The sequence below is a fragment of the Gordonibacter sp. An230 genome, from assembly GCF_002159915.1.
In the GTDB taxonomy this organism is placed as follows: Bacteria; Actinomycetota; Coriobacteriia; order Coriobacteriales; family Eggerthellaceae; genus Rubneribacter.
In genome coordinates, this window is record NZ_NFJP01000025.1 from 39,098 (window position 1) to 58,294 (window position 19,197).

Genomic DNA, 19,197 nt, shown 5'->3' on the forward strand with positions numbered 1-19,197 from the left:
CGGAAAGAACGGAGGACGCGACGTCATGGCAAGTGGAGAGGTGATGGGCAACGCAGGGGCGAATGGCTCTTCTGCGCGCAGCCCGGAGATCGAGGTGCTCAACTCGCCGCGCACTAGGCACGTGGACGACAACGCCCCCAACGTGTTCTCGGCATTCGTGTTCGTGCTGACATTTTTCGTCGTCACGACGCTGGGATTCCTCATCGTCGGCGATATGAACATCTGGGTGCTGTGCATCGGGTTCGCCGTCGCGGTCCTTGCTATCTTCACCGTGCGCATTGCCGCGCAATGGGAGCGCATCATCATCCTGCGCTTCGGATCGTTCCACCGCGTGGCAGGGCCGGGCCTGTATTTCACGATACCGTTCGTCGAGCACATCGCCCTGCGCGCCGACCAACGCGTCATGCTCACCGGCTTCAGCGCCGAGGAGACGCTCACGAGCGACCTCGTGCCCGTGAACGTGGACGCCGCCGTATTCTGGATGGTGTGGGATGCCGAGAAGGCGTGCATGGAGGTGGAGAACTACTACGACGCCGTGAGCATGGCGGCCCAAACCGCCCTGCGAGACGCCATCGGCCGCAAGAGCATCTCGGATGTGACCGTGCACCGCGATAAGCTGGATCAAGAGTTGCGCGACAAAATCGAGGAGAAGGCCAGCACCTGGGGCGTATCGGTGATATCGGTGGAGATTCGCGACATCGTGATCCCCAAGGAGCTGCAACGCGACATGGCCGCCGCCGCGAAAGCCGAGCGCGAGAAAGACGCGCGCATCGTTCTGGCCGAAGTGGAGAAGGACGTGGCCGCCATGCTGCTGGAGGCCACCGAGGTGTACCGCAAGGACGAGATGGCCTTCGAGCTGCGCTCGATGCACCTTCTGAGCGAAGGCGTGAAGGAGTCGAGCGGCACGCTCGTGATACCCAGCGCCTATTCCGAGGGCTTCAAGCGCGAAAAGCCGGCCAAGGAGTAGCGGAAAGGCGGCGGAGCCTCGGATGGCAGATGAGCCGCGGCCAGGACGGGCGCGGGCGAGAACCACGCGCAGGCATGGTGGTGCGTTCGCGGGGGAGCGAATGCGCGGACGCCAGACGCGAAAAGAGGGCACGAAGAGCGGCCATGACGACGAGCCACATGGCGAAAAGCGCCGCCCTCACCCCTTCGCCGTACGCGGAAGCAGCGCCATGCCGACGACGAAGCCGACCACGATAAGAGCAGCTTGAACCGCGAAGCTCACGCCAAAGCCGAACGCGTCGATGCCAAGAGGGTTGCCGGAGGCGCTCGCCATGACAGCGATGAGGGCCGATGAGGCAATGGAGCCGAATATCTGGCGAAACGATGTGATGATGGCTGTGCCCTGAGCGATATCGGCGGTGGGAAGCGCAGCGCAGGCATGGGCGGTCAGCGGCATCATGAGACACGCCACCCCCACCGTGCGCACGCCGTAGAGAACCGTCACCACCCACTCGGGCGTATTCGCGTCGAGCAGGCAGAACGCAAGCGTCCCCGCCACCAACACCGCGCAACCGACCACGATGAGCGGACGCGGCCCGCGGCGATCGAGCATCCTTCCCGTGACGGGATTGAGCATTCCGAGCAGCACGGCGCCCGGCAAGATGGTCAGCCCCGACACGGCGGCGCTGTCGCCTTGGACATCCTGCACGAATAGCGGCACCATGATGGAGCCGGCCATGAACGCCACCTGGGCCGCCAGCACCAGCACCGTTGAGACCGTGAACGTACGGCTGCGAAAGCACGCCAACTTAAGCAATGGATTCTCGATGCGGAGCTGGCGGCGTGCGAACACTGCAAGCGCCGTTGCGCCGGCAACGAATGCCGCCGCAGCCGCGAGCGCGAAGCCCTCTCCCGCCTCGGCCAGCGTCACGCCCGCCATGACGGCGCAAAATCCCAACGTGTACAGCAAGCCGGAGGGAACATCGAAGCGCTCGGGTTCGTCTGGACGCTTCACCACATCGGTAAGCAGGGGCAACGCAAGCGCGATCACCACCATGGTGATGATGCCCAGCACCACGAACACCGAACGCCACCCCCAGAAATCGATGAGAAAGCCGGATACGGTGGGCCCGATGGCCGGCGCGAAGCCAATGATGAGCCCCACGAGGCCCATCGCGCGCCCGTACTCGCTTTTGGGGTACACCGACAAGGCCACCACTTGGATGAGCGGCAACGCGATGCCCGCGCCACCAGCCTGCAACAAACGCGACGCAAGCAAAAGCGGATAGTTCGGTGCGAAAAGCGCCGCCGCGCATCCCGTCACAAAGCACAGCATCGATGCGATGAACAGGGTTTTCGAGTTCACACGGTGAACGAGAAACGCCGTCATCGCCGATATGAGACCGAGCGTGAAGATATAGGACGTAGTGAGCAGCTGGCCGAGCGAGGCGTTCACGCCGTACTCGTGCATGATGGTGGGCAACGCCGAGATCATCATGCTCTGCGAGATGCATGCGGCGGTGGTGCCGGACATCATGACGGCGAGCACGACGAAGCGCTGCCGCCTCGGCAGACCGTCGGGCCTTTGGTCGGTGTCTTCGATCATACGTTGCATGGCTCCCATAGTAACACCATGATGGACCCGTGCGCTGTTTTGCGGCAAACGGGCACGTTGGAACTGGCGAACGTGCAACCGAAGCCAACCATGCCGCTCAAATCCACCTGCCTACGCTCCTTTTTGTCCGAACGGGCACAGCGCTCGGGCTTTTCAACTTCGCAACGCACCAGCCGCATGATCGCCCTCTCCGAACCGCGACGTTCCGCGCATCCCTGCTCCCACGCACCACCGCGCCCTCCTCTTCCAGCCCTCGGCATTCGCACGCCGCCTCCTGGCCTCGAGGCGACCCGCGCAAAACCGCCAACGGCCCATTCTCTTCTTCCGCTCAACGCAATCTACGCCGAAGGCTCGGTTTACCCACGTCGAAGCCTTGATGCGGGACGACGCCCTCCGCCGTTAATCCAAAACCTGCAAGAACGGGCACTCTTCGAATTCCAGATCGAACCCCTTGCCACCAAGCGAGACAAAGGTCCGTTCCGCTGGATTCAAAAGCCCCAAAACCCGGCGGACTGGCGCGGCGGACTGGCACGACCCCTACCAATCTTGGTTTGGCAGCGGAAACCGCTCGAACTGGCACGGATCGCGCCTTGTGCATAGATTTTCACCCAGAAAGGCGTCATCATGACAGTTTGAAAAAGTTGCCATCTGGGAAAACCCTGAGAAAAGCGAGCGAAAGCGCGCCGGAACCTATGCACAAGGCGCGATCCGTGCCAGTTCGAGAGGGGTGCGACGTAAAACAACCTTTGACGCACGTCCTCGCCTCTCGTCTATCGTTTACCAATCAGCACGGTTCATGAAGGACGGCGCTCTAAATGCAGCAAAAAGAGAGACACCTGGAGAATATCTCCGAGAATCAAGCCCCGGACGGTCGAATAAGGGAATTCAGAAACGAAGAGCCGATCATCAAACCCAGATTGTCGCAACGACGGGAAAGGGCTCATGCGCACCCCCCCCCCCGTCAAGCGCGCGGGCGGCGGCGAAACGCGCTGCAAGACGATCCGAAAGGGCTTCTCGCGTATCCTGATGCCAAGCGCGCTTCGAGGCACGACCAATCCGCGTCCGTCCCATTACAGTTTGAGCCGACCTCCGGGTCGGCTCTTTTGCATCCATCCGCGCCTTGGGAATATGGTCGGAGCCGACCCCGAGGGGTCGCTGGCCGACCGCCCCGGACGGCCCTTCCGCCCTGCCTCTCGCGAAGCCCCCCGGGGGTGTTGCTGCCGGAGACGGGTCGCCGCGGATGACGACCGATAGAGACACGCCGGGAGGGACGCCCCCTGTCGGCGGCACCGCCCGGGGCGACCATCGTTCGCACGCCCTGATCGCTCCCGCCCCGTCTCGCCCGCCGAACCGCTTGCGATGGAGCGCTTTCACCGCGTTCCCTCATACGCACGAAGCGGCTGCGGCACGCAACCTGCCGAATCGGCACCCCGCCCCCCCAATCGCGCCGCTTGAAAGACGCGAGGTACGGAGCCTCGGCGGAAGCGAAGGAAAGAAAACGACTTGAGCGCGAGGAGGTGTCGCCCCCAAGGCGAGAAACGACGGGGCGACGGTCAGCGCAGCTTCGCGCGACGCTCGCGCCAATCGGGCATGAAGGCATCCATGAGGCTCTGGAAGCGGGGACCGTGGCCGCGCTCGAGCAAATGGCACAGCTCGTGCACCACAACGTATTCCAAGCACTCCGGCGGATAGAGCGCAAGGCGCACGTTGATGCAGATGCGCCCCGTTGCCGGTTGGCAGCTGCCCCACCGGCTCGTCATGTTGCGGTAGACGATCTTGCGGGCTTGCACGCCCATGATAGGCTCCCACGCCTCAACGAGCGCGGGAACGCACGCTTCGACGAGCAAGCGCCACTCGGCCACCTCGTCGGGCGCGGCGGTCGCAGCCCTGTCGCGAGGGGAGGCCGCCAGCGTGCGTCGGGCGTGATCGATCCATGCGCGGCGGTCGCGCACAAACGCCGCGACGGCCTCGCGGCTCGCATGCGGCGGCGCAGAGATGGCCACACGGCCGCTTGCGTCCTTCACCCGCAAGTTGATGTTCTTCACGCGCTTGCGCGTAAGCGTGACAGAGATGCCGTCAACCTCGAACTCCTCGGGCGGGGCCACCGCCGCGCCGCGTCCGCGCCCGACACGAGCGCTCACCGACACGAGCCCGTCGCGATCGCCTTTTCTCGCAGCGGAGCGCGCCCGCCCGCAAGCGAGCGCAACCGCCACGCCCCTGCGCCCGCCCGCGCGAACCTCCTCCGCGTCTCTCATGTCCTCCACCGCTCCTCCGCATGATCGGCCATCGAGCGTGGAACCGCACGCTCCCGCCCGATCGCAGCCACGAACGGAGGTGCAACCGTCCCTCCACGCGAGGCTCTCGCATTCGCATGCGAACGCGACCGTTGCGCAGTCATTCGATCGAGCGGTCCTCCCCTCTTGCACGGCGATAGGACGGCCGCACCGCGCGGAACCGCCCGCCAGCATGCCAGCAACTCCATCATCGTGCGACACGGGAAGAAGAGCCCTCACGACCTTCTCCCCATCGCCAGATCGTACGCCTCGTTGCGAGCGATGCCGAACTCGTCCATCAGCCGACGCGCCGCCTCTTTCGTGCGCAGCCCCGCCGCGCGCAGCTCGTCAGCCCGCGCGGCGGCCCCATCGACGGCCGCGGAGCGCGCGGCCGCGCCCTCCGCCTCGCTCGGCCCGTCGATCACCAGCACGATCTCGCCCTTCACGCCGCCCGCAGCCTCGCGCTCGGCCAGCTCGTCCCGCAACGCAGGCGCGGGCGCGCGCAGCACCTCTTCATGCAACTTCGTCAGTTCGCGGCATACGGCCGCTTCTCGCAGCGGGAACGCCTCGGCGATGCACGCGAGCGCTCCCGCCACGCGATTCGGGCTCTCGTAGAACACGAGCGCGGCGTCGAGCGCCCGCAAGGCGTCCAGAAGCGCGCGGCGCTCGGCATCCTTGCGCGGGAAGAAGCCGCCGAAATAAAAGCGCGGGTTGCAGCAACCGCTTGCCACGTAGGCCGTCGCAGCAGCCGTCGGCCCCGGCAGCACCTCCACGGGCACGCCCGCGTCGCGGCACGCGCGCACAAGGCGCAACCCCGGATCGGATACGCCCGGCATGCCCGCATCGGAGCAGTAGGCGATCACCTCACCAGCCCTCACGCGAGCGACGATGGCCTTCACGCGCTCGCCTATAAGCCCCTCGTCGAGTCGTTCCAACCGCTTCTCTATCCCGCACGCCGCCAGAAGCTTACCCGTCACGCGCGTGTCCTCGGCGCATACGACGTCCGCCGCACGCAGAGACTCAGCAGAGCGCGCGGTCATGTCGCCGAGATTCCCAATCGGCGTGGGGCATACGACGAGCTTGCCAACCATGATGCTCCCTTCGAGGCTTTTTCGCACCGCCTCATTTTCGGCCAAAGAAAGCACCTTGGCAAATGCCCTTTGGGATTTTGCCGACCATGACAAAAGAAAGCCGACGCGCCCGAGAACGATCATGCTTTACCGCAAGCTTTCTCGCGCCAAGCTCCGGCCAAAACAACTCGCCCGGCACGCGAGGGGCGGCCCCGCTCGATGAGCGGTCTTCCGTCGCCCTTTCGGCTACTCGCGTTTGAGCAGCTTGGTGTTGGCCAGATACAAGGCCAGCAGAAGCACGAGGATCGAGACTGAGAAGATGAGCGTGTGGACGGGATCGTCGTGATAGAGAATTATGAGCCTGATGATGGCCGTGATGCCGATGTAGATGAAGTAGCGCAAAGGGAAATGGAGTCCCGACTGGTAGTACTTCGCGATAAGCGCCAAAAACTCGAAATACAGGAACCACGTCACGATGGAGCCGAGAATCTCGTTGCCGCTCGTCTGATGCGTCTCGACGATAAGGAGTATGAGCGACCATGTGTTCATCAGCAGGAGCGTGGAGAGAATGCCGCCGAGGACGAACAGCACGCCCGAAAGAAACATCTGCATGAACTTGGATATGGTCTTAGGATCGGCGACGAACCTGAGCGGATCGCCGGTTTTTTCGGTTTCGTTCGAGACATCGGTCATGACGGTTTTCTCTTCCTTCGCAAAATAAAGGGCGGGAGCGGCACGGGCCTTCAAAACCCGGATCCGGAACCCGCCCGGCATGGACAGACGGGAGGCGTGGGCGGAGCCAAGGCATCAGCCCTTCCTCTTTAAATGATACTATATCACAATCAAATAGGAATCGGAGACCAAGGCCTCCGGCATCTTCGCAAGAAGCCCTCGCCACGAACGGTTCGCCATTGCCGCCGCAAGAGGAAAGACAAGAGAACCGGTCGGTTCGCAGCGAGTTGCCGCCACGAACCGACCGGCACGAGCATCATGGAACAAATTCCCGGAGTCGGCGCGAGAATCGCGACCGGATGGATCGATGCGCGCCGAGCCGGCAGATCGCAGAGGGCAGGCACGAAATCCGCGACCCGCGCCCGAGCGGCACGCCATGCCTGCCGAACCGAAACGAACGGGCGGCTGGCAAAACGGCACGGAAACCGCCAAAGAGAGGTCTTCTGAGACCCCCTATTTACGACGCATCAGCACGAACGCCGCCACCAGCACGATGAGCGCCACAACAACAACGCCGCCCACGATGAACGGCAGAGGATTGTCCCCCGTGCCCGCCAACGCACCTTGCGCAAGCCCCATACCGGTCGCCTCCTTCGGTTTCGTCGTTTCTCGTTGCGACCATTGTCCGTCATGTACGCCGAATTGGCAAACGCGCAGCCTTTCGACGCTTGCCACCGCATCGGCCTTCGACCCTTCGGCATCGGGCAGACGTCGATGCGCAGAACGTCGGCAAAGGACGAGCCGCACGCCGCAGTCGCCCTGAAGCGCAACGCCCTCATCCACAAACGAGAACGGAACGCCAAAACGCATTCCCGGTTCGTTCCCGAAAATAAAGCGAGGATCGAAGGGCCGCTTTTCCCGAACCTTCTCGCGCCGCCCGAAAGCGCGCCCTCGAAGCCGGTTCGCGTTTCGAGAACGACGATACGAGCCGAAACCCGAGGTCGCAGACAAATCACCGCGTACCGTGGAAGGACCCACTACCGAAGCCCTCGGATTGGCGCGGCCCCAAGCGACCCCTCCTCGCAGATCTGAAGCTCGAGAACCGGCGCTGCCGAGGACGCAAAGAGGCGCGGCGGGGCGCTTTGCCCCGATGGACTCCCGGGCACGAAAAGCTCGAGAGCTTTGCGTCGCAGGCCCGCGCGCAACGGGTTCCCCGAGAGCTCGACCAGCGCGCTGCAACATGCACGGGAACACGCCCAGGCCGCTTGCCCCTCTTTAAAGAAAGCACTTTATCGGAAGCCCTCCGAAACCGAGCACCGGGAAGAAGCGGCCCCTTTCCATGCAGCCACAAAGCGGCTCCCGAAACGCAACCGTTCGTTGACGGAGCACTCGCTTTCGAAGCGCCTCCGACGCGCAACTCTATACTGGGCGCCCAAGCCGACTGAACAGGAGGAACGCCCATGAGCACCACCCCCGCACCCACGCGCACCCCTGATGCGCATGAAGCCACCACCCCGCCTCCGACACCATACACGGGCCTCGACAAGCTCTTCATCGCCGGTGCTTGGCGCGACGGCGGCAGCGGCGAGCGCGCCCGCGACGTGAACCCCTACGACGGCAGCACCCTCGCCGTCCACACGCTAGCCGACAAGAACGACGTGCAACAAGCTTTCGAGATCGCCGAGCAAGCACAGGCCGCCTGGGAACAGACGCCGCCTTCCGAGCGGGCCGCAGTTATGAACGCAGCCGTGCGCATCTTCGACGCACGACGCGAGGAGCTGATAGCGTGGGTGCAGCGCGAGACGGGAGGCATTCGAGCAAAAGCCGAGTTCGAGGTGACCGCCGCCCGCGATGCGGCCGAAGAAGCCGCGTCGTTTCCCTACCGCATGGATGGCGACATTCTGCCCTCGGACATCCCCGGCAAGGAGAACCGCGTGTACCGCCGCGCGCTCGGCACGATAGCGGTGATCAGCCCTTGGAACTTTCCGATGAACCTATCGAACCGTTCGGTTGCTCCGGCCCTCGCCGTGGGCAACGCCGTAGTGCTCAAACCCGCGTCCGACACGCCCATCGCGGGCGGACTTTTGCTCGCGAAGATATACGAGGAGGCCGGCCTGCCCGCCGGCGTGCTCTCGGTGGTGGTAGGGCGCGGCGGCGAAATAGGCGACGCGATGGTGGAAAGCTCCGTACCGCGCCTCGTCAGCTTCACCGGGTCTACCGCCGTGGGAAAAAGCATCGCCGCAAAGGCCCTCGGTGGATCGCGCATGAAGCGCCTCGCCTTGGAGCTGGGCGGAAACGCGCCGCTCGTCGTCCTCGACGATGCCGATGCGGAACGTGCTGCAAACATCGCCATCGCCGGACGCTTCCTCCACCAAGGGCAGATATGCATGAGCACGAACCGCATCATCGTGGATGCGAAACTGGCCGATGAGTTCACCGAGCGCTTCGTCGCGCACGCCGCGAAGCTCGCATGCGGCAACCAGATGGATCCGGCCACCGACATCGGCCCCATCATCAACGAAGCGCAGCTCTCCGACCTTCTTCAGAAGATCGCACGTGCCCGCGACCAAGGCGCAACGCTCGCGCTCGGCGGCGAGCCGGACGGCCTCGTGATGCCTCCCGTCGTGTTCACGGACGTCGATCCCGCTTTCGACATTGCCGAACAGGAGAGCTTCGGCCCCTTGGCGCCCATTATCGTCGCGCATGGCGAGGACGAGGCTCTGCGATTTGCAAACCGCACGAACTACGGGCTGTCGTCGGCTGTAGTGGGCGGCGACGTGGAGCGCGCGGTTGCGTTCGCCCGCAAGATCGACGCGGGCATGACGCATGTGAACGACATGACCGTGGCGGATGAGCGGCACGTGCCGTTCGGCGGCGAGAAGAACTCCGGGCTCGGGCGCTTCAACGGACGCTGGATCCTCGAGGAGATGACGCGCACTCATTGGACAAGCGTCCAGCACGCGCCTCGCGCCTATCCGTTCTGATCGGACATGGTGCAGGGCAGCGTCGTTCGCAGCGCGCACATGATCGGGCCGTCTGGGCAGAACGGCCCGATCTTCGAAAGCATGGCCGGTCGACGGATGAGAGGCGGCGCCCCAGCCCTTCGATGGAGCATCGACGAACGCAGGTTCCCTGTTCGCCTCTCCACCCGTGCGCGAAGTTCGGCCTGCCTCGCCATGCGACGCGGAGCTCTGCTGCAATTTGACGAAGCCGCTCCGACGGCACGGAGCGACAAAAGGACGGATGGCGCTTATCGATCATTGCCCCAATCAGACGAGATGCGCTTTTTTGCGCGTATGAGAGCCTACGACGGCAATGCACGTCGACGCCTTTTCACGCTTTACCGCGCACAGCGAAAACCGAGCCCGGACGACAGGGAAAGACGACCTAGCGGAACCGCATCATGCGAAATGCCCGAGCACGCAACGCAAGGCGTCGAACGACAAGGCGATCGCGACGAGACGACGCCGAACGCTGCCGCGAGGCGCAGGGGCACCGCACCCGCGAGCGCGAGCCTAGGCGCAAGGCGTGGTCGCGAACGCGGCGCTGCCATAAGGTGCGAATGCCGACCGCCGCGCACCTCCCCGGCCACTGCAAAGCCCTTCGGCCCTTTGCCCGAGCGCCACACGCGCAGCGCCGCTCGCATCACGCAATGCGGATCGTTTCCGCAACCGACGGCCCTGGCTTGGGCGCCGGCCCGAATTCCCCAATCCCGCCCCAAGCGGCCTGCGCATCGTCCGGTTCAAAACCCTGCGAGCCCTCATCCTTCGCATCGGCCGTTTCTTCCGTATGGTCCGCGCTTTGCACGTCCAGCGCGAGCTCGGCAGCCGCTCGTTCGCGTCACATCGCCCGCCCGCACCGCTTTCTCATGACGACTTGCCCCTTCATCGCCGACAACCCCTTCACCGATACAAAACCGTCACCAACTGGCTCATAATGGTGTCGCCTGAGCCGCACGGGCTCACCTTCACATCGACGATCTCGCGTCCGTTCGTCTGCAGGAAGCCAAGCACTCCCTCCATCGTCATCGACAAGTTCTTGTACGAACTCAACCCCAACGCGCCTTGGAAGCACCCCACATGAACCGACCCGTCCTTCTCGGCAGCCGACTCCACGGTGATACCCATCTCGTCGAGAGCCTTCGCAACGCGCTCCTGAAGCTTCTCCTCGTCGGATTTTCCCGAACCGAACAAACCCATCGGCCTTCCTCTCTTTCCGCAACCCGCCCAGCAGTCGGGCGCATCCATCATGCGACCGGGGCTGTGCAGCCCCGGTCGCCTATGATCTCATATAAGTCGCCTGAAGCGCAGCACGCGTCACTTCTCGCTCGAGGATCGACGGCGAAGCGTCGTCACGACAAGCGTCGCCCCCGCCGCCGAAACGAGCGAGCCGAGCGCAAGCGGAGCCCACGCAAGCGCATCGCCCGTGCTGGCCAGTTTCTGCAACGCCGAGCCGTCGCCCTTCGCATCGGAGCCGGCACCGGGCTTCTCCTCGGAGCCGCCGCCCGCCTTCAAGCCGTCGGCCTTCGCGGCATCGAAGGCCTCTCGCGCGGCGGCAAGGTCCGCGGCGGCGCGCTCGATGTCGCTCGCAAGCGGACGCTCCACGCCCACGGCCGCCTCGGCAGCGGCGATGGCCGCCTCGAATGCGTCGTAGGCGGCACGGGTCACCCACGGCGTGCCCTTCGCCACATCGGCTCCATCCGCGCTCACGACGGTCTGCGTCAGATCGTTGCGCGCGTCTTTGATGGCGTCCTCAAGCTGCTTCACGGCCTCGGCGCTCGCGTACTCGGGGTCGGGCACCGCCGGTACGTCGCCCGGCTGCTCGACCGTCTCCATCGCCGTGGCGCTGAACACGCGGTACGGCTCGTTCTGCGCAGATGCCAACACGTACAGCTGCCCGCGATACGCCGTGGCCGCCGGAGCGAGCAGTTTCTGCCACGAAGCGCGCTTCTCGTACGCCGTTGGCGCAAAGGCCCCCTCGACGTCCAGCAGGTACGTGTCGGACGCGCCGTCGTCGCTTTCGGGGCCCACGAGCGCGAAGCCGTCCGCGAGCGCACCCGACGCCCAGGCCATCTGCCCTGTCTCGGTCACGAGCGCCGTCGTGTCCACCGGTCCTCCCGCAAGCCAACCGGTGGGAAGCTCCTCGCCCGTGTCCCAATCGTAGCCGCCCTCCGAGGGCGTCACCATCTCGACGCCCGCAACGCCGCCCAGTTGGTAGGACAGCGATACGCCTCCCGACACCGCGAACGCCCCGTTGCCGTACGCGACCTGGGGACGGATGCGGCCGGTCGACAGTTCGCCGCACTTCTCGGGCGCGGCATCCGGCGCAGCCTCGAGATCGATGCGGTACACGGCGGAGCTGTCGACAGCCGCGCCGTTGGCGAGAACCGCGCCGCCGAACAGATACAGCTCCTCGCCATCGCTTGCCAACGTGCCGAAAAGCGGCTTGTCCGGCCCGTTGAGCGCATAGCCGTAGCCCATCGCCTCCCAAGCCCCGTCGGCGGTGTAGCGAACGAAACGGACGGCGCCCGAAGCATAGCCCAGCTGCAGCACCAGCGCGCCATCAAGCGTCGCGCCCGACACATCGACGAGATTCTGGGGGCTGGCAGCGCCGACAGCATCGGTCGGCAAAGGCACCTGCTCCCACTCCTGCGCATCGGGACGGTAGCGCAGCAGATGATCGAACGGATCGGGTTCCGCGCCAAGCGTGCTCGTACGCGGCAAGCAGTAGATATCGCCGTCGAAACCCACGAGCTGCCACGAGCCCCATTGCGTCAGCTCCTCGGGAACGGGCAGGTTCGTCTGGTCGTAATAGGTCGCGTCCGCACGCGCGCCCAAATCGGCTCGGTGGCTGGTCAGTTTTCCGTTCGCCTCCACGCGCACGACCGTCTGGCCGCCCGAAAAGCCCTCGGGCTTCCGCACCGTCAGGCGCGCCTTGTCGCCGCCGAGGTCTTCGCGACCGACCACGGCGGCTTCCGCGTCGCCCAAACGCACCGTCGCGCCCTCGGGCATGAAGTAGCCCTCCACCTCCACAGCGTCGTTCGCGTCGCGCACCGCCATGATGGCCGGGCCGGGATTCTGCGCGCCATCCACCGTGGCGTATCCGCCCGTGGAGCACAGGCTGCCGTAGCGCGCATCCGGCTCGGCCGCGCCCTTCGCGAGCGCCGCCAGCTTCTCGGCCGACTTCGCCTCGTCGTCCGCCACGTCGGCCAGCCCCTGCCCAGCGATCACCGTCGCCGCGCCGGCCACGGCGGGGCACGCCATCGAGGTGCCCTGCATGTAGGCGTAAGGCACCAGATCGCTGCCCAAGCCAATGCTGTCGATCACCAAGGTGCCCGCCGCCGGGCCGCCCACCGCCTGGACCCCGCCCGTCATGGAGAACTCAAGCAGCGCGTAGAATATCTTTATCCGGAAATGGCTCCAATCCGTGTCCTCGGGAAGCTCGACGCTCAAGCCGTTCCACGAATCGCCGCCCAAGCCGAACGACGACCCCGCCTGCGCGGTCAACGGCGCCCATGCGGAGCCGCCGCCCTCGTCGATGACGGGCACAGCCGCCACAGCCTGCGCAATGCCCGAAACGCCTCCCTCGAAATCGGCGGTGTAGCGAATGCTCGCATGCGTCGGCTTCTCGGCCACCCCCGACAGATCAACCTCGCTGCTGACAACGGACATCAGCGGATTCTCCGAAGCGGGAGGGACATAGGGCAGCTCGTAGGCCGCCTCGCCGTCGAAGCGCTTGCCGCCCGTCACCACCTCGCCGACAGGCTCCCCCGCCTGCCCCTCTCCTTCAGAGAGAAACGACAGCACCGGCTCACCCGAAGCCGAAGCCACGCCTTCGTCCATGCGCGTCTTCGCATCGAAGCTCTCGTACAGCACCGCATCCGCATCCTCTTCTCCAAGGTAGATCGGTCCGTCGGTCACACGCGCGGCGTTCGCCTCGCCCGTCGCGTACGTGGACAGCGCGGTGGATCCGGGAGCCATCACGTCGGTGGCCGTCTCGCCGTACTGGGTGAACGCAGTCGCCTCTCCCGTGGGATCGAGCGCGTTCACCACGATGGCGTAGGGGTTGTCGGCCAGCGTGGTGGCCGTGCTGGCCGCCGCATCGTTGTCGAAAGCGGAGTTGCCCGACGCGAACACGCTCACGACGCCCTGCCGCCCCACTTGCGTGACCGCGACATCGATGGAGCGCCACATGCCCTGCCCGAAGCCCCACGAGTTGTTGGTCACCCGCACGTCCACGCCCGCGTCGCGCGCGCGGCTCACGTAGTCGAAGCACTCCAACATGCCGGCAAGCGTGTCGTTGTGACGCACCGCCATGATGCGCGCGTTCGGCGCGAGGCCCGAGACACCCTCGCCGTCCCACGCCGCGCCGATGGTGCCCGCCACGTGCGTGCCGTGGTAGCTGGATATGCCGGTGGTGGACGTGACACCCGCCGTCGCGTCGGCAGCTGCCGCGAAGCCGTGTTCGTCCTCCTTGCCAGTGGGCGCGATGCCGGAGGTCAGGCCCTCGTTCCACATGACCGGCGCGAGGTCGGGGTTCGAGGCGTCCACGCCCGAATCGATGACGGCGACGACCACCTCGTCGAGGCCGCCCGCTGCGGATGCGTCAGGCCACGCCGCATATCCCATGTCAACGGCCTCGTCGGCGGAAATGCCGCCCATGCGGCCATCGTTGCGAAAGCCCCACACGAAATCGTCGAGGTCGGCAGCGGGGCCGTCGTCGTCTTCGCCGAACACGACGTCGGTTGCGTCGTCGCCGTCGCCGTCCGCGCCGTCGGCGTCGCCTTCCGCATCTTCGCCGTCCGCGCCCTCGCTCGTGCCGTCGACCGCACCTTCGACGTCGCCGGCGCTTCCTTCGCCGCTGGCGCTGCCGGCGCCATGCGCGTCGTCGTCCCCGGCAGCCGCACCGCCCCCTTCTCCGCCATTCGCAGATTCGAGGCCGCCCGCGCCATCCACCCCGGCAGTCGGCGCGCCGCTTTCCTCCTGCAAGCCTTCGATCGCCTCTTCGGCGAGCTGGGCTATCGCCGCGTCCTGCGCCGCCTGCGCCCCGCTGTCGGCGTCCCCCGTCTCCACCACGGCGTTCGGCTCGGCGAACACCACGCGCGGATCGGCCTCGAGCTCGGCGATGAGCTGCTCTGTGGTCTTGGCTTCGTCGCGCACGAGCACCAGACGGCCAGCCGTCGCCCCACCCCCGTCGGACGCGGCAAGCGAACGCGCCGTTGCCGATGCCTGGGGTTCCTTCGCATCCGCGGCCCCGTCAAACGCCTCGGCCGCCGCATCCGCATCGACGTCCATCAGGGGTTGGGCACCGTCCAGCACGCCTCCGTCCGCCGAAAGCGGCAGCGCGCCGCCGTCCATCACATACGCGACGGCCTCATGCTCGACGTACGTGCCCGGCTCAAGCGCCGGTAGCGCTGCGGTAGCCTCGCCCGCAGCACCCGAGCCGTCGCCCGCAGTCGGCTCGTCGGCCCACGCCGCACCCGCAGGCACCGGCACGAGCGAGCACGCCAGCAGCGCTCCGAGCGCGATCCTCATTCCCTTCATCGTCTCTCCTTCGCTTCGCATGCGAACAATAGGCTCGTTCGATAGCTGGTTCTCTTCATAGTTCCCTACATAATAGAGGGTCATGAGCAACAAAACAGCAACAAACGCACCACTTACCCTACGATCTGCGTCTTTGGCCACCCAAGCCGCACTTCGCCCCAACTCGATCAGCCGATACGCACCTCCTTGCCCCCTCGCCGCAAGGCCGGCGTCGAGGGCGAGACAACTCGTGCGCGAAGCTTTCGCCCATTGTCGCCATCACCGCTATCGCCCAATTCCCAAACATGCCATGCCTTCCCCAAAAACATCGGAAAAGTGCAAACCGATGAAAATTTCCGGCAAACAATCGCCAGCGTTAGCAATTCGGAAAACGTCGGGTCGATCATTCGGAAAACGCCGATTCCTCTCTCATGCGAGCGAAGAAGGTGAAAAGCCCCCATGACAGACCTTGCACGCCTCAGAGAATCCCATCTTCCACGCATAGTCGACGATCAAGCAAAACGCCACCTTCCCTGTTCGGAGCGGTTGAAATATCCGGCACCAAATGGTGCGGGAAAACATGGACGGCGCGCGTGCATGGCAAAAGCGTCAGCTTCGCGGACGACGATTGCTCCGCAGCCCTTGCCGATCCCGGCCTTATGACGTTGGAAGAACAGCCGCACGTTATAGACGAATGGCAGCTGGCTCCTCGCGTATGGGATAACGTGTGCCGCAAGGTCGATGGACAGCGCTCTCTTCGCGGCGGTTGGATGCTGACGGGCTCTCCGACACCGCCATCCCCAGGGATGGCGAGAGGCCTCGGCACAGCGGCGCAGGCAATATAGGGAGGATACGCATGCACCCCTCTCCCCCGCAGAATCGGAAGATTCCGTCGGCACCGCTTCCCTCAAGGGGCTTTTCGAGGGAATCTTCGCCCGCGGCATGATGACGCCCGATAGCAAGGACGCCCTCCCTTTGGTGGATATCGCATGCAAAGGAGGGTGGCCGAGGCCATCGACATGGATGCCGCAGACGCGTAGACGGTGGCGCGCGAATACCTGCGGCTCCTCTACGCACAAAGCGTTCCCCGACGCAGGAAGAAGCCCGATATCGCCAGCAGGCTGGTGGCCTCGGTGGCGCTGACCCTCGGACAAGCGGCCACGCGCAAGACACTTCTCGCAGACATGCTCGAAGAAAGCGAGCCCTTCGGAAAAACCTCCTTGTCGCACGAAACGCTGGCTTCCTACCTCGCCCTTCTGAAGCCTCTGCATTTGCTGGTGAAGGTACCGGGCCGGATCCCCGAGGCAAGGTTGCCCAAACGCCTTTACGTAAAGCCGAAGGGCTACCTCGCCGACCCGTCCCTTGCCGCAGCCCAACCGGGAATGGGGTCTACGGCGCTCGTGCATAACTGGCAGACCTCCGGAACGATTTTCGAGAGCCCATGTATTCGCGACCTCCTCGTGCACGCTCAAGCCGTACCCGACATCGGGTTCGAGCCGGTCAGATGCTATCGCGACGATTCCGGCTTGAAAGCCGACGCGATCATCGAACTGGCAGATGGAAGGTGGACCGCCTTCGAGATCAAGGTCGGCGAAGAAGGGGTGCCTGCCAAAGTGTCAAGCCTCAAGCGGTTGCACGCAAAGCCCTGCGGCAATCCCAAGGCGCACGTGGGGGGATCCGAGTTCATAGCCGTCATCACCGGATTTTCCCTCTATGCCCGCAAAGCGGATGAGGGCATTTACGTCATCTCCATCCGCGCCCTCGCGCCTTGAGGGTCGGTCGCACGCGAAACCCGACGCGAACCCCTGAACCTGCCCATCAACCAAGATTGGCGGAAAGAACCACACGAAATGGCACAGATCGCATCTTGTGCACAGATTTCGCGCTCGCATTGGCGCTGCGGCCTTCCCTCTTTCGGCTTGCTTCCGGAAAAGCCCTGATCGGGCTTTTCCGGACCTCGCCATTGCCTCGATGGGGAACTACCAACCTATGCACGAAGCGCGATCTGCGCCACGTTCGCCCGCTCGCTCGCAAAACCGTCATCGATGCAGACCGGATCGCCACGCAAAGCTCGACAGCGCCTAAGAAGGCCCACGCAACGAGGACCTCGCAACGCCCGGTCGCAAGGGTTCTGCCCAAGATCTAGCGAATGCGGACTCGCGTCGGCCTTGGTTTAGCGGAGGAAGCTCGCCGCTCAGCCTTAGCGCACCCGCTACGAAGCACGCTTCCACACGCAGACGCATTCCGCAACGTGCCGCCTCGCTCGCTCGAGAGCGACATATCCGAGCTCCCAAAACGATAGCCGACGAATTCATCCGCATGACGAATGGGCGCTGCTCGACATCGCCGAGCAGCGCCCGCTTCGAAAGCTCGCTCGATCATGACCAAAGTCAAGGCTATTCGTTGATGAGCGTATCGTTCGCCAGCGCGTTGCCGACCAAGTGCCCGAACGTCAGGGCACGACCGTGGCTGATGCCCGGACATGTGACCGGATACGACATGCCGAAAAAGTCTCCCTGCACATTGCCGACGGCGAACAGGCCCGCAATGGGCTCATCCCGATCGGTGCACACCTGGGAGTTCCGATCCACATGCAAGCCGAATGGAACGGTCAGCGTGACGGCCGGAACAGGTTGCGCGTAGAACGGCGGCGTGTCGACGAGCGCGAGAAAACGTTCCGGCACACCGAAGTCGACGTCGGTGCCGCTCGCGCACAGCTCGTTGTACCGCTCCACCGTCGCCTTAAAGGCGTCTGCCGGAATGCCCAGTTGCGCCGCCAGCTCGTCGAGCGTATCCGCTTGCCACATCTCTCCGCTCTCAACGCCCTCGGCTATGCGCTCGGCCGCCCCAGCCAGCATCTTGTCGGCGGTATCGGGCTCTTGGGCCCGCACTTTCTGTTCGTAGGCCCCATCGAAGATGCTGTAGCCCACGTTTCCCGGCTGATTCATGCGCGCATTGGTGATGTAAGGCTCGTACGGAACCTCGCAGCAATACCGTTTCCCTTGGTTGTTCACTGCCAACCATGACATCGACAGCGCTGAAAGGGGGAGCGTCGACGCTATGGGATGCACCATGGGTGCCGCGGGCGATTTCGAGACGGCCGCGCCGGCCCACACGCCCATGAGAATGCCTTCGCCCTTGTTGCCACCTTCCGGAAAATATTGGCACACATCCGCGCGCAGCGCGATGGGCGCCCAGCATGCGAGCATTTCCTCATTGCCGGAAATATCCCCCGTTGCCAGAATCACGCCTTTCGAAGCATTGAACTGAACATGGTTTCCGTCCTCCGTCGTAACCACGACCCCTGTGATGCCGCTCTGCGCATCCCCGACCAACTGCTCCGCATGGGTGTTGAAGAACGCTTCGGCACCTTTGGATGTCGCCTCGTCAAGCAGTGTTTCAACGATGTGCGATTCGACAAACGTGAAGCTCTCGGCGTCAATGACGACGCCTTCTTCTTCGCTCCCGAACGTCACGCCCGTGCGAAACTCGCGGAACTGATCGGGCAGAGCATCCCAGTCGGTTTTGGAAGTGTCCGATATAGCCAGAATGGCGGGGATATCGCGCGCCGCGCAGAGCTCGATGAAATGATCGAACACTTCGCCCGAGCGCGATGCCCAGGTATAGACGAGATCGCGGTTCACCGTGCCTTGCGAGAAGTTGAAGAGGATGCGCGTCGCTTCGCTCGGATCGATGTCGATGCCCGCATCGCGGTGCACCTTCGAGTTGATCGCTCCGTTGTCGGCACCATGCGCGGTGTAGCCGGCAGCCTGCTCGATAACGGCCACCGTCGCTCCCGCCGATGCGGCGGCTTCGGCGGCGGCGCAGCCGGATGGACCTGCTCCGACGATCACGATATCGTAGTCTTTGACGTCCGCGATGTCATCGATTGCGCGAGGCGCAACATCCCAACTGTGCGCACCGGTCGCCCCTGTCCGCCCTTCTTCCTGCAACGCACGCTGCTTCCCTTCGGCATTCGAGCCGCTTACGGCTGGCGAGCATCCCGTCATCCCAATGGCTCCGGCAGCTACCGCACTCGCAGCAAAGCCTTTCAAGAAATCTCTTCGATTTAGCTCCATTGCTCCCTCCTTCATCCGATC

Annotated in this window: 11 protein-coding genes; 3 read left to right on the forward strand and 8 right to left on the reverse strand. The window is 64.6% G+C overall.

The window, feature by feature from the left end:
• Nucleotides 1–25: 25 nt before the first annotated feature.
• The gene (locus B5F40_RS12305) at nt 26–967 is read left to right on the forward strand and encodes a slipin family protein (protein WP_239443043.1); all 942 of its coding nucleotides are present in this window, start codon (nt 26–28) and stop codon (nt 965–967) included.
• Nucleotides 968–1,144: 177 nt separating this feature from the next.
• Here B5F40_RS12305 and B5F40_RS12310 read toward each other — a convergent pair whose 3' ends face one another.
• From B5F40_RS12310 to B5F40_RS16005, 5 genes are all read right to left on the reverse strand, one after another.
• Complete coding sequence (locus B5F40_RS12310) at nt 1,145–2,551, reverse strand: DHA2 family efflux MFS transporter permease subunit (protein ID WP_239443044.1); 1,407 nt, start codon at nt 2,549–2,551, stop codon at nt 1,145–1,147.
• A 1,562-nt stretch (nt 2,552–4,113) separates the two neighbouring features.
• Entirely contained in the window at nt 4,114–4,815 is a 702-nt protein-coding gene (locus B5F40_RS12315; RefSeq protein WP_087194594.1) for a M48 family metallopeptidase, read from the reverse strand.
• 254 nt (nt 4,816–5,069) lie between these two features.
• Nucleotides 5,070–5,924, reverse strand: coding sequence for a 16S rRNA (cytidine(1402)-2'-O)-methyltransferase (gene rsmI, locus B5F40_RS12320; protein ID WP_087194595.1), 855 nt, complete (start codon nt 5,922–5,924; stop codon nt 5,070–5,072).
• A 225-nt stretch (nt 5,925–6,149) separates the two neighbouring features.
• A complete protein-coding gene (gene psiE / locus B5F40_RS12325; protein ID WP_087194580.1) occupies nt 6,150–6,596 on the reverse strand; it encodes a phosphate-starvation-inducible protein PsiE in 447 nt (148 codons plus the stop codon).
• 492 nt (nt 6,597–7,088) lie between these two features.
• On the reverse strand, nt 7,089–7,214 hold the full coding sequence (locus tag B5F40_RS16005; RefSeq protein WP_140396502.1) for an LPXTG cell wall anchor domain-containing protein: 126 nt from the start codon (nt 7,212–7,214) through the stop codon (nt 7,089–7,091).
• Between the two features lie 821 nt (nt 7,215–8,035).
• Here B5F40_RS16005 and B5F40_RS12335 point away from each other — a divergent pair.
• The gene (locus B5F40_RS12335) at nt 8,036–9,559 is read left to right on the forward strand and encodes an aldehyde dehydrogenase family protein (RefSeq protein WP_087194582.1); all 1,524 of its coding nucleotides are present in this window, start codon (nt 8,036–8,038) and stop codon (nt 9,557–9,559) included.
• A 918-nt stretch (nt 9,560–10,477) separates the two neighbouring features.
• On the opposite strand, the gene B5F40_RS12340 is transcribed toward B5F40_RS12335, so the two are convergent.
• Together B5F40_RS12340 and B5F40_RS12345 are read right to left on the reverse strand one after the other, a co-directional pair.
• Nucleotides 10,478–10,774, reverse strand: a complete 297-nt coding sequence (locus tag B5F40_RS12340) for a hypothetical protein (protein WP_087194583.1) — start codon at nt 10,772–10,774, stop codon at nt 10,478–10,480.
• 117 nt (nt 10,775–10,891) lie between these two features.
• A complete protein-coding gene (locus B5F40_RS12345; protein ID WP_162610973.1) occupies nt 10,892–15,118 on the reverse strand; it encodes a S8 family serine peptidase in 4,227 nt (1,408 codons plus the stop codon).
• A gap of 1,022 nt (nt 15,119–16,140) precedes the next feature.
• On the opposite strand from B5F40_RS12345, the gene B5F40_RS12350 reads away from it, so the two are divergent.
• Entirely contained in the window at nt 16,141–16,869 is a 729-nt protein-coding gene (locus tag B5F40_RS12350; protein ID WP_087194585.1) for a DUF4143 domain-containing protein, read from the forward strand.
• Between the two features lie 624 nt (nt 16,870–17,493).
• Here the strand turns inward: B5F40_RS12350 and B5F40_RS12355 are convergent.
• Complete coding sequence (locus B5F40_RS12355) at nt 17,494–19,176, reverse strand: FAD-dependent oxidoreductase (RefSeq protein WP_087194586.1); 1,683 nt, start codon at nt 19,174–19,176, stop codon at nt 17,494–17,496.
• Nucleotides 19,177–19,197 lie beyond the last annotated feature (21 nt).

Coding starts and splice junctions, on each gene's coding strand:
- B5F40_RS12340 (WP_087194583.1), bottom strand. CDS start 10,774: ATGGGTTTGTTCGGTTCGGGAAAATCCGACGAGGAGAAGCTTCAGGAG.
- B5F40_RS12315 (WP_087194594.1), bottom strand. CDS start 4,815: ATGAGAGACGCGGAGGAGGTTCGCGCGGGCGGGCGCAGGGGCGTGGCG.
- B5F40_RS12335 (WP_087194582.1), top strand. CDS start 8,036: ATGAGCACCACCCCCGCACCCACGCGCACCCCTGATGCGCATGAAGCC.
- psiE (WP_087194580.1), bottom strand. CDS start 6,596: ATGACCGATGTCTCGAACGAAACCGAAAAAACCGGCGATCCGCTCAGG.
- B5F40_RS12305 (WP_239443043.1), top strand. CDS start 26: ATGGCAAGTGGAGAGGTGATGGGCAACGCAGGGGCGAATGGCTCTTCT.
- B5F40_RS12310 (WP_239443044.1), bottom strand. CDS start 2,551: ATGATCGAAGACACCGACCAAAGGCCCGACGGTCTGCCGAGGCGGCAG.
- B5F40_RS12345 (WP_162610973.1), bottom strand. CDS start 15,118: ATGAAGGGAATGAGGATCGCGCTCGGAGCGCTGCTGGCGTGCTCGCTC.
- rsmI (WP_087194595.1), bottom strand. CDS start 5,924: ATGGTTGGCAAGCTCGTCGTATGCCCCACGCCGATTGGGAATCTCGGC.
- B5F40_RS12355 (WP_087194586.1), bottom strand. CDS start 19,176: ATGGAGCTAAATCGAAGAGATTTCTTGAAAGGCTTTGCTGCGAGTGCG.
- B5F40_RS16005 (WP_140396502.1), bottom strand. CDS start 7,214: ATGGGGCTTGCGCAAGGTGCGTTGGCGGGCACGGGGGACAATCCTCTG.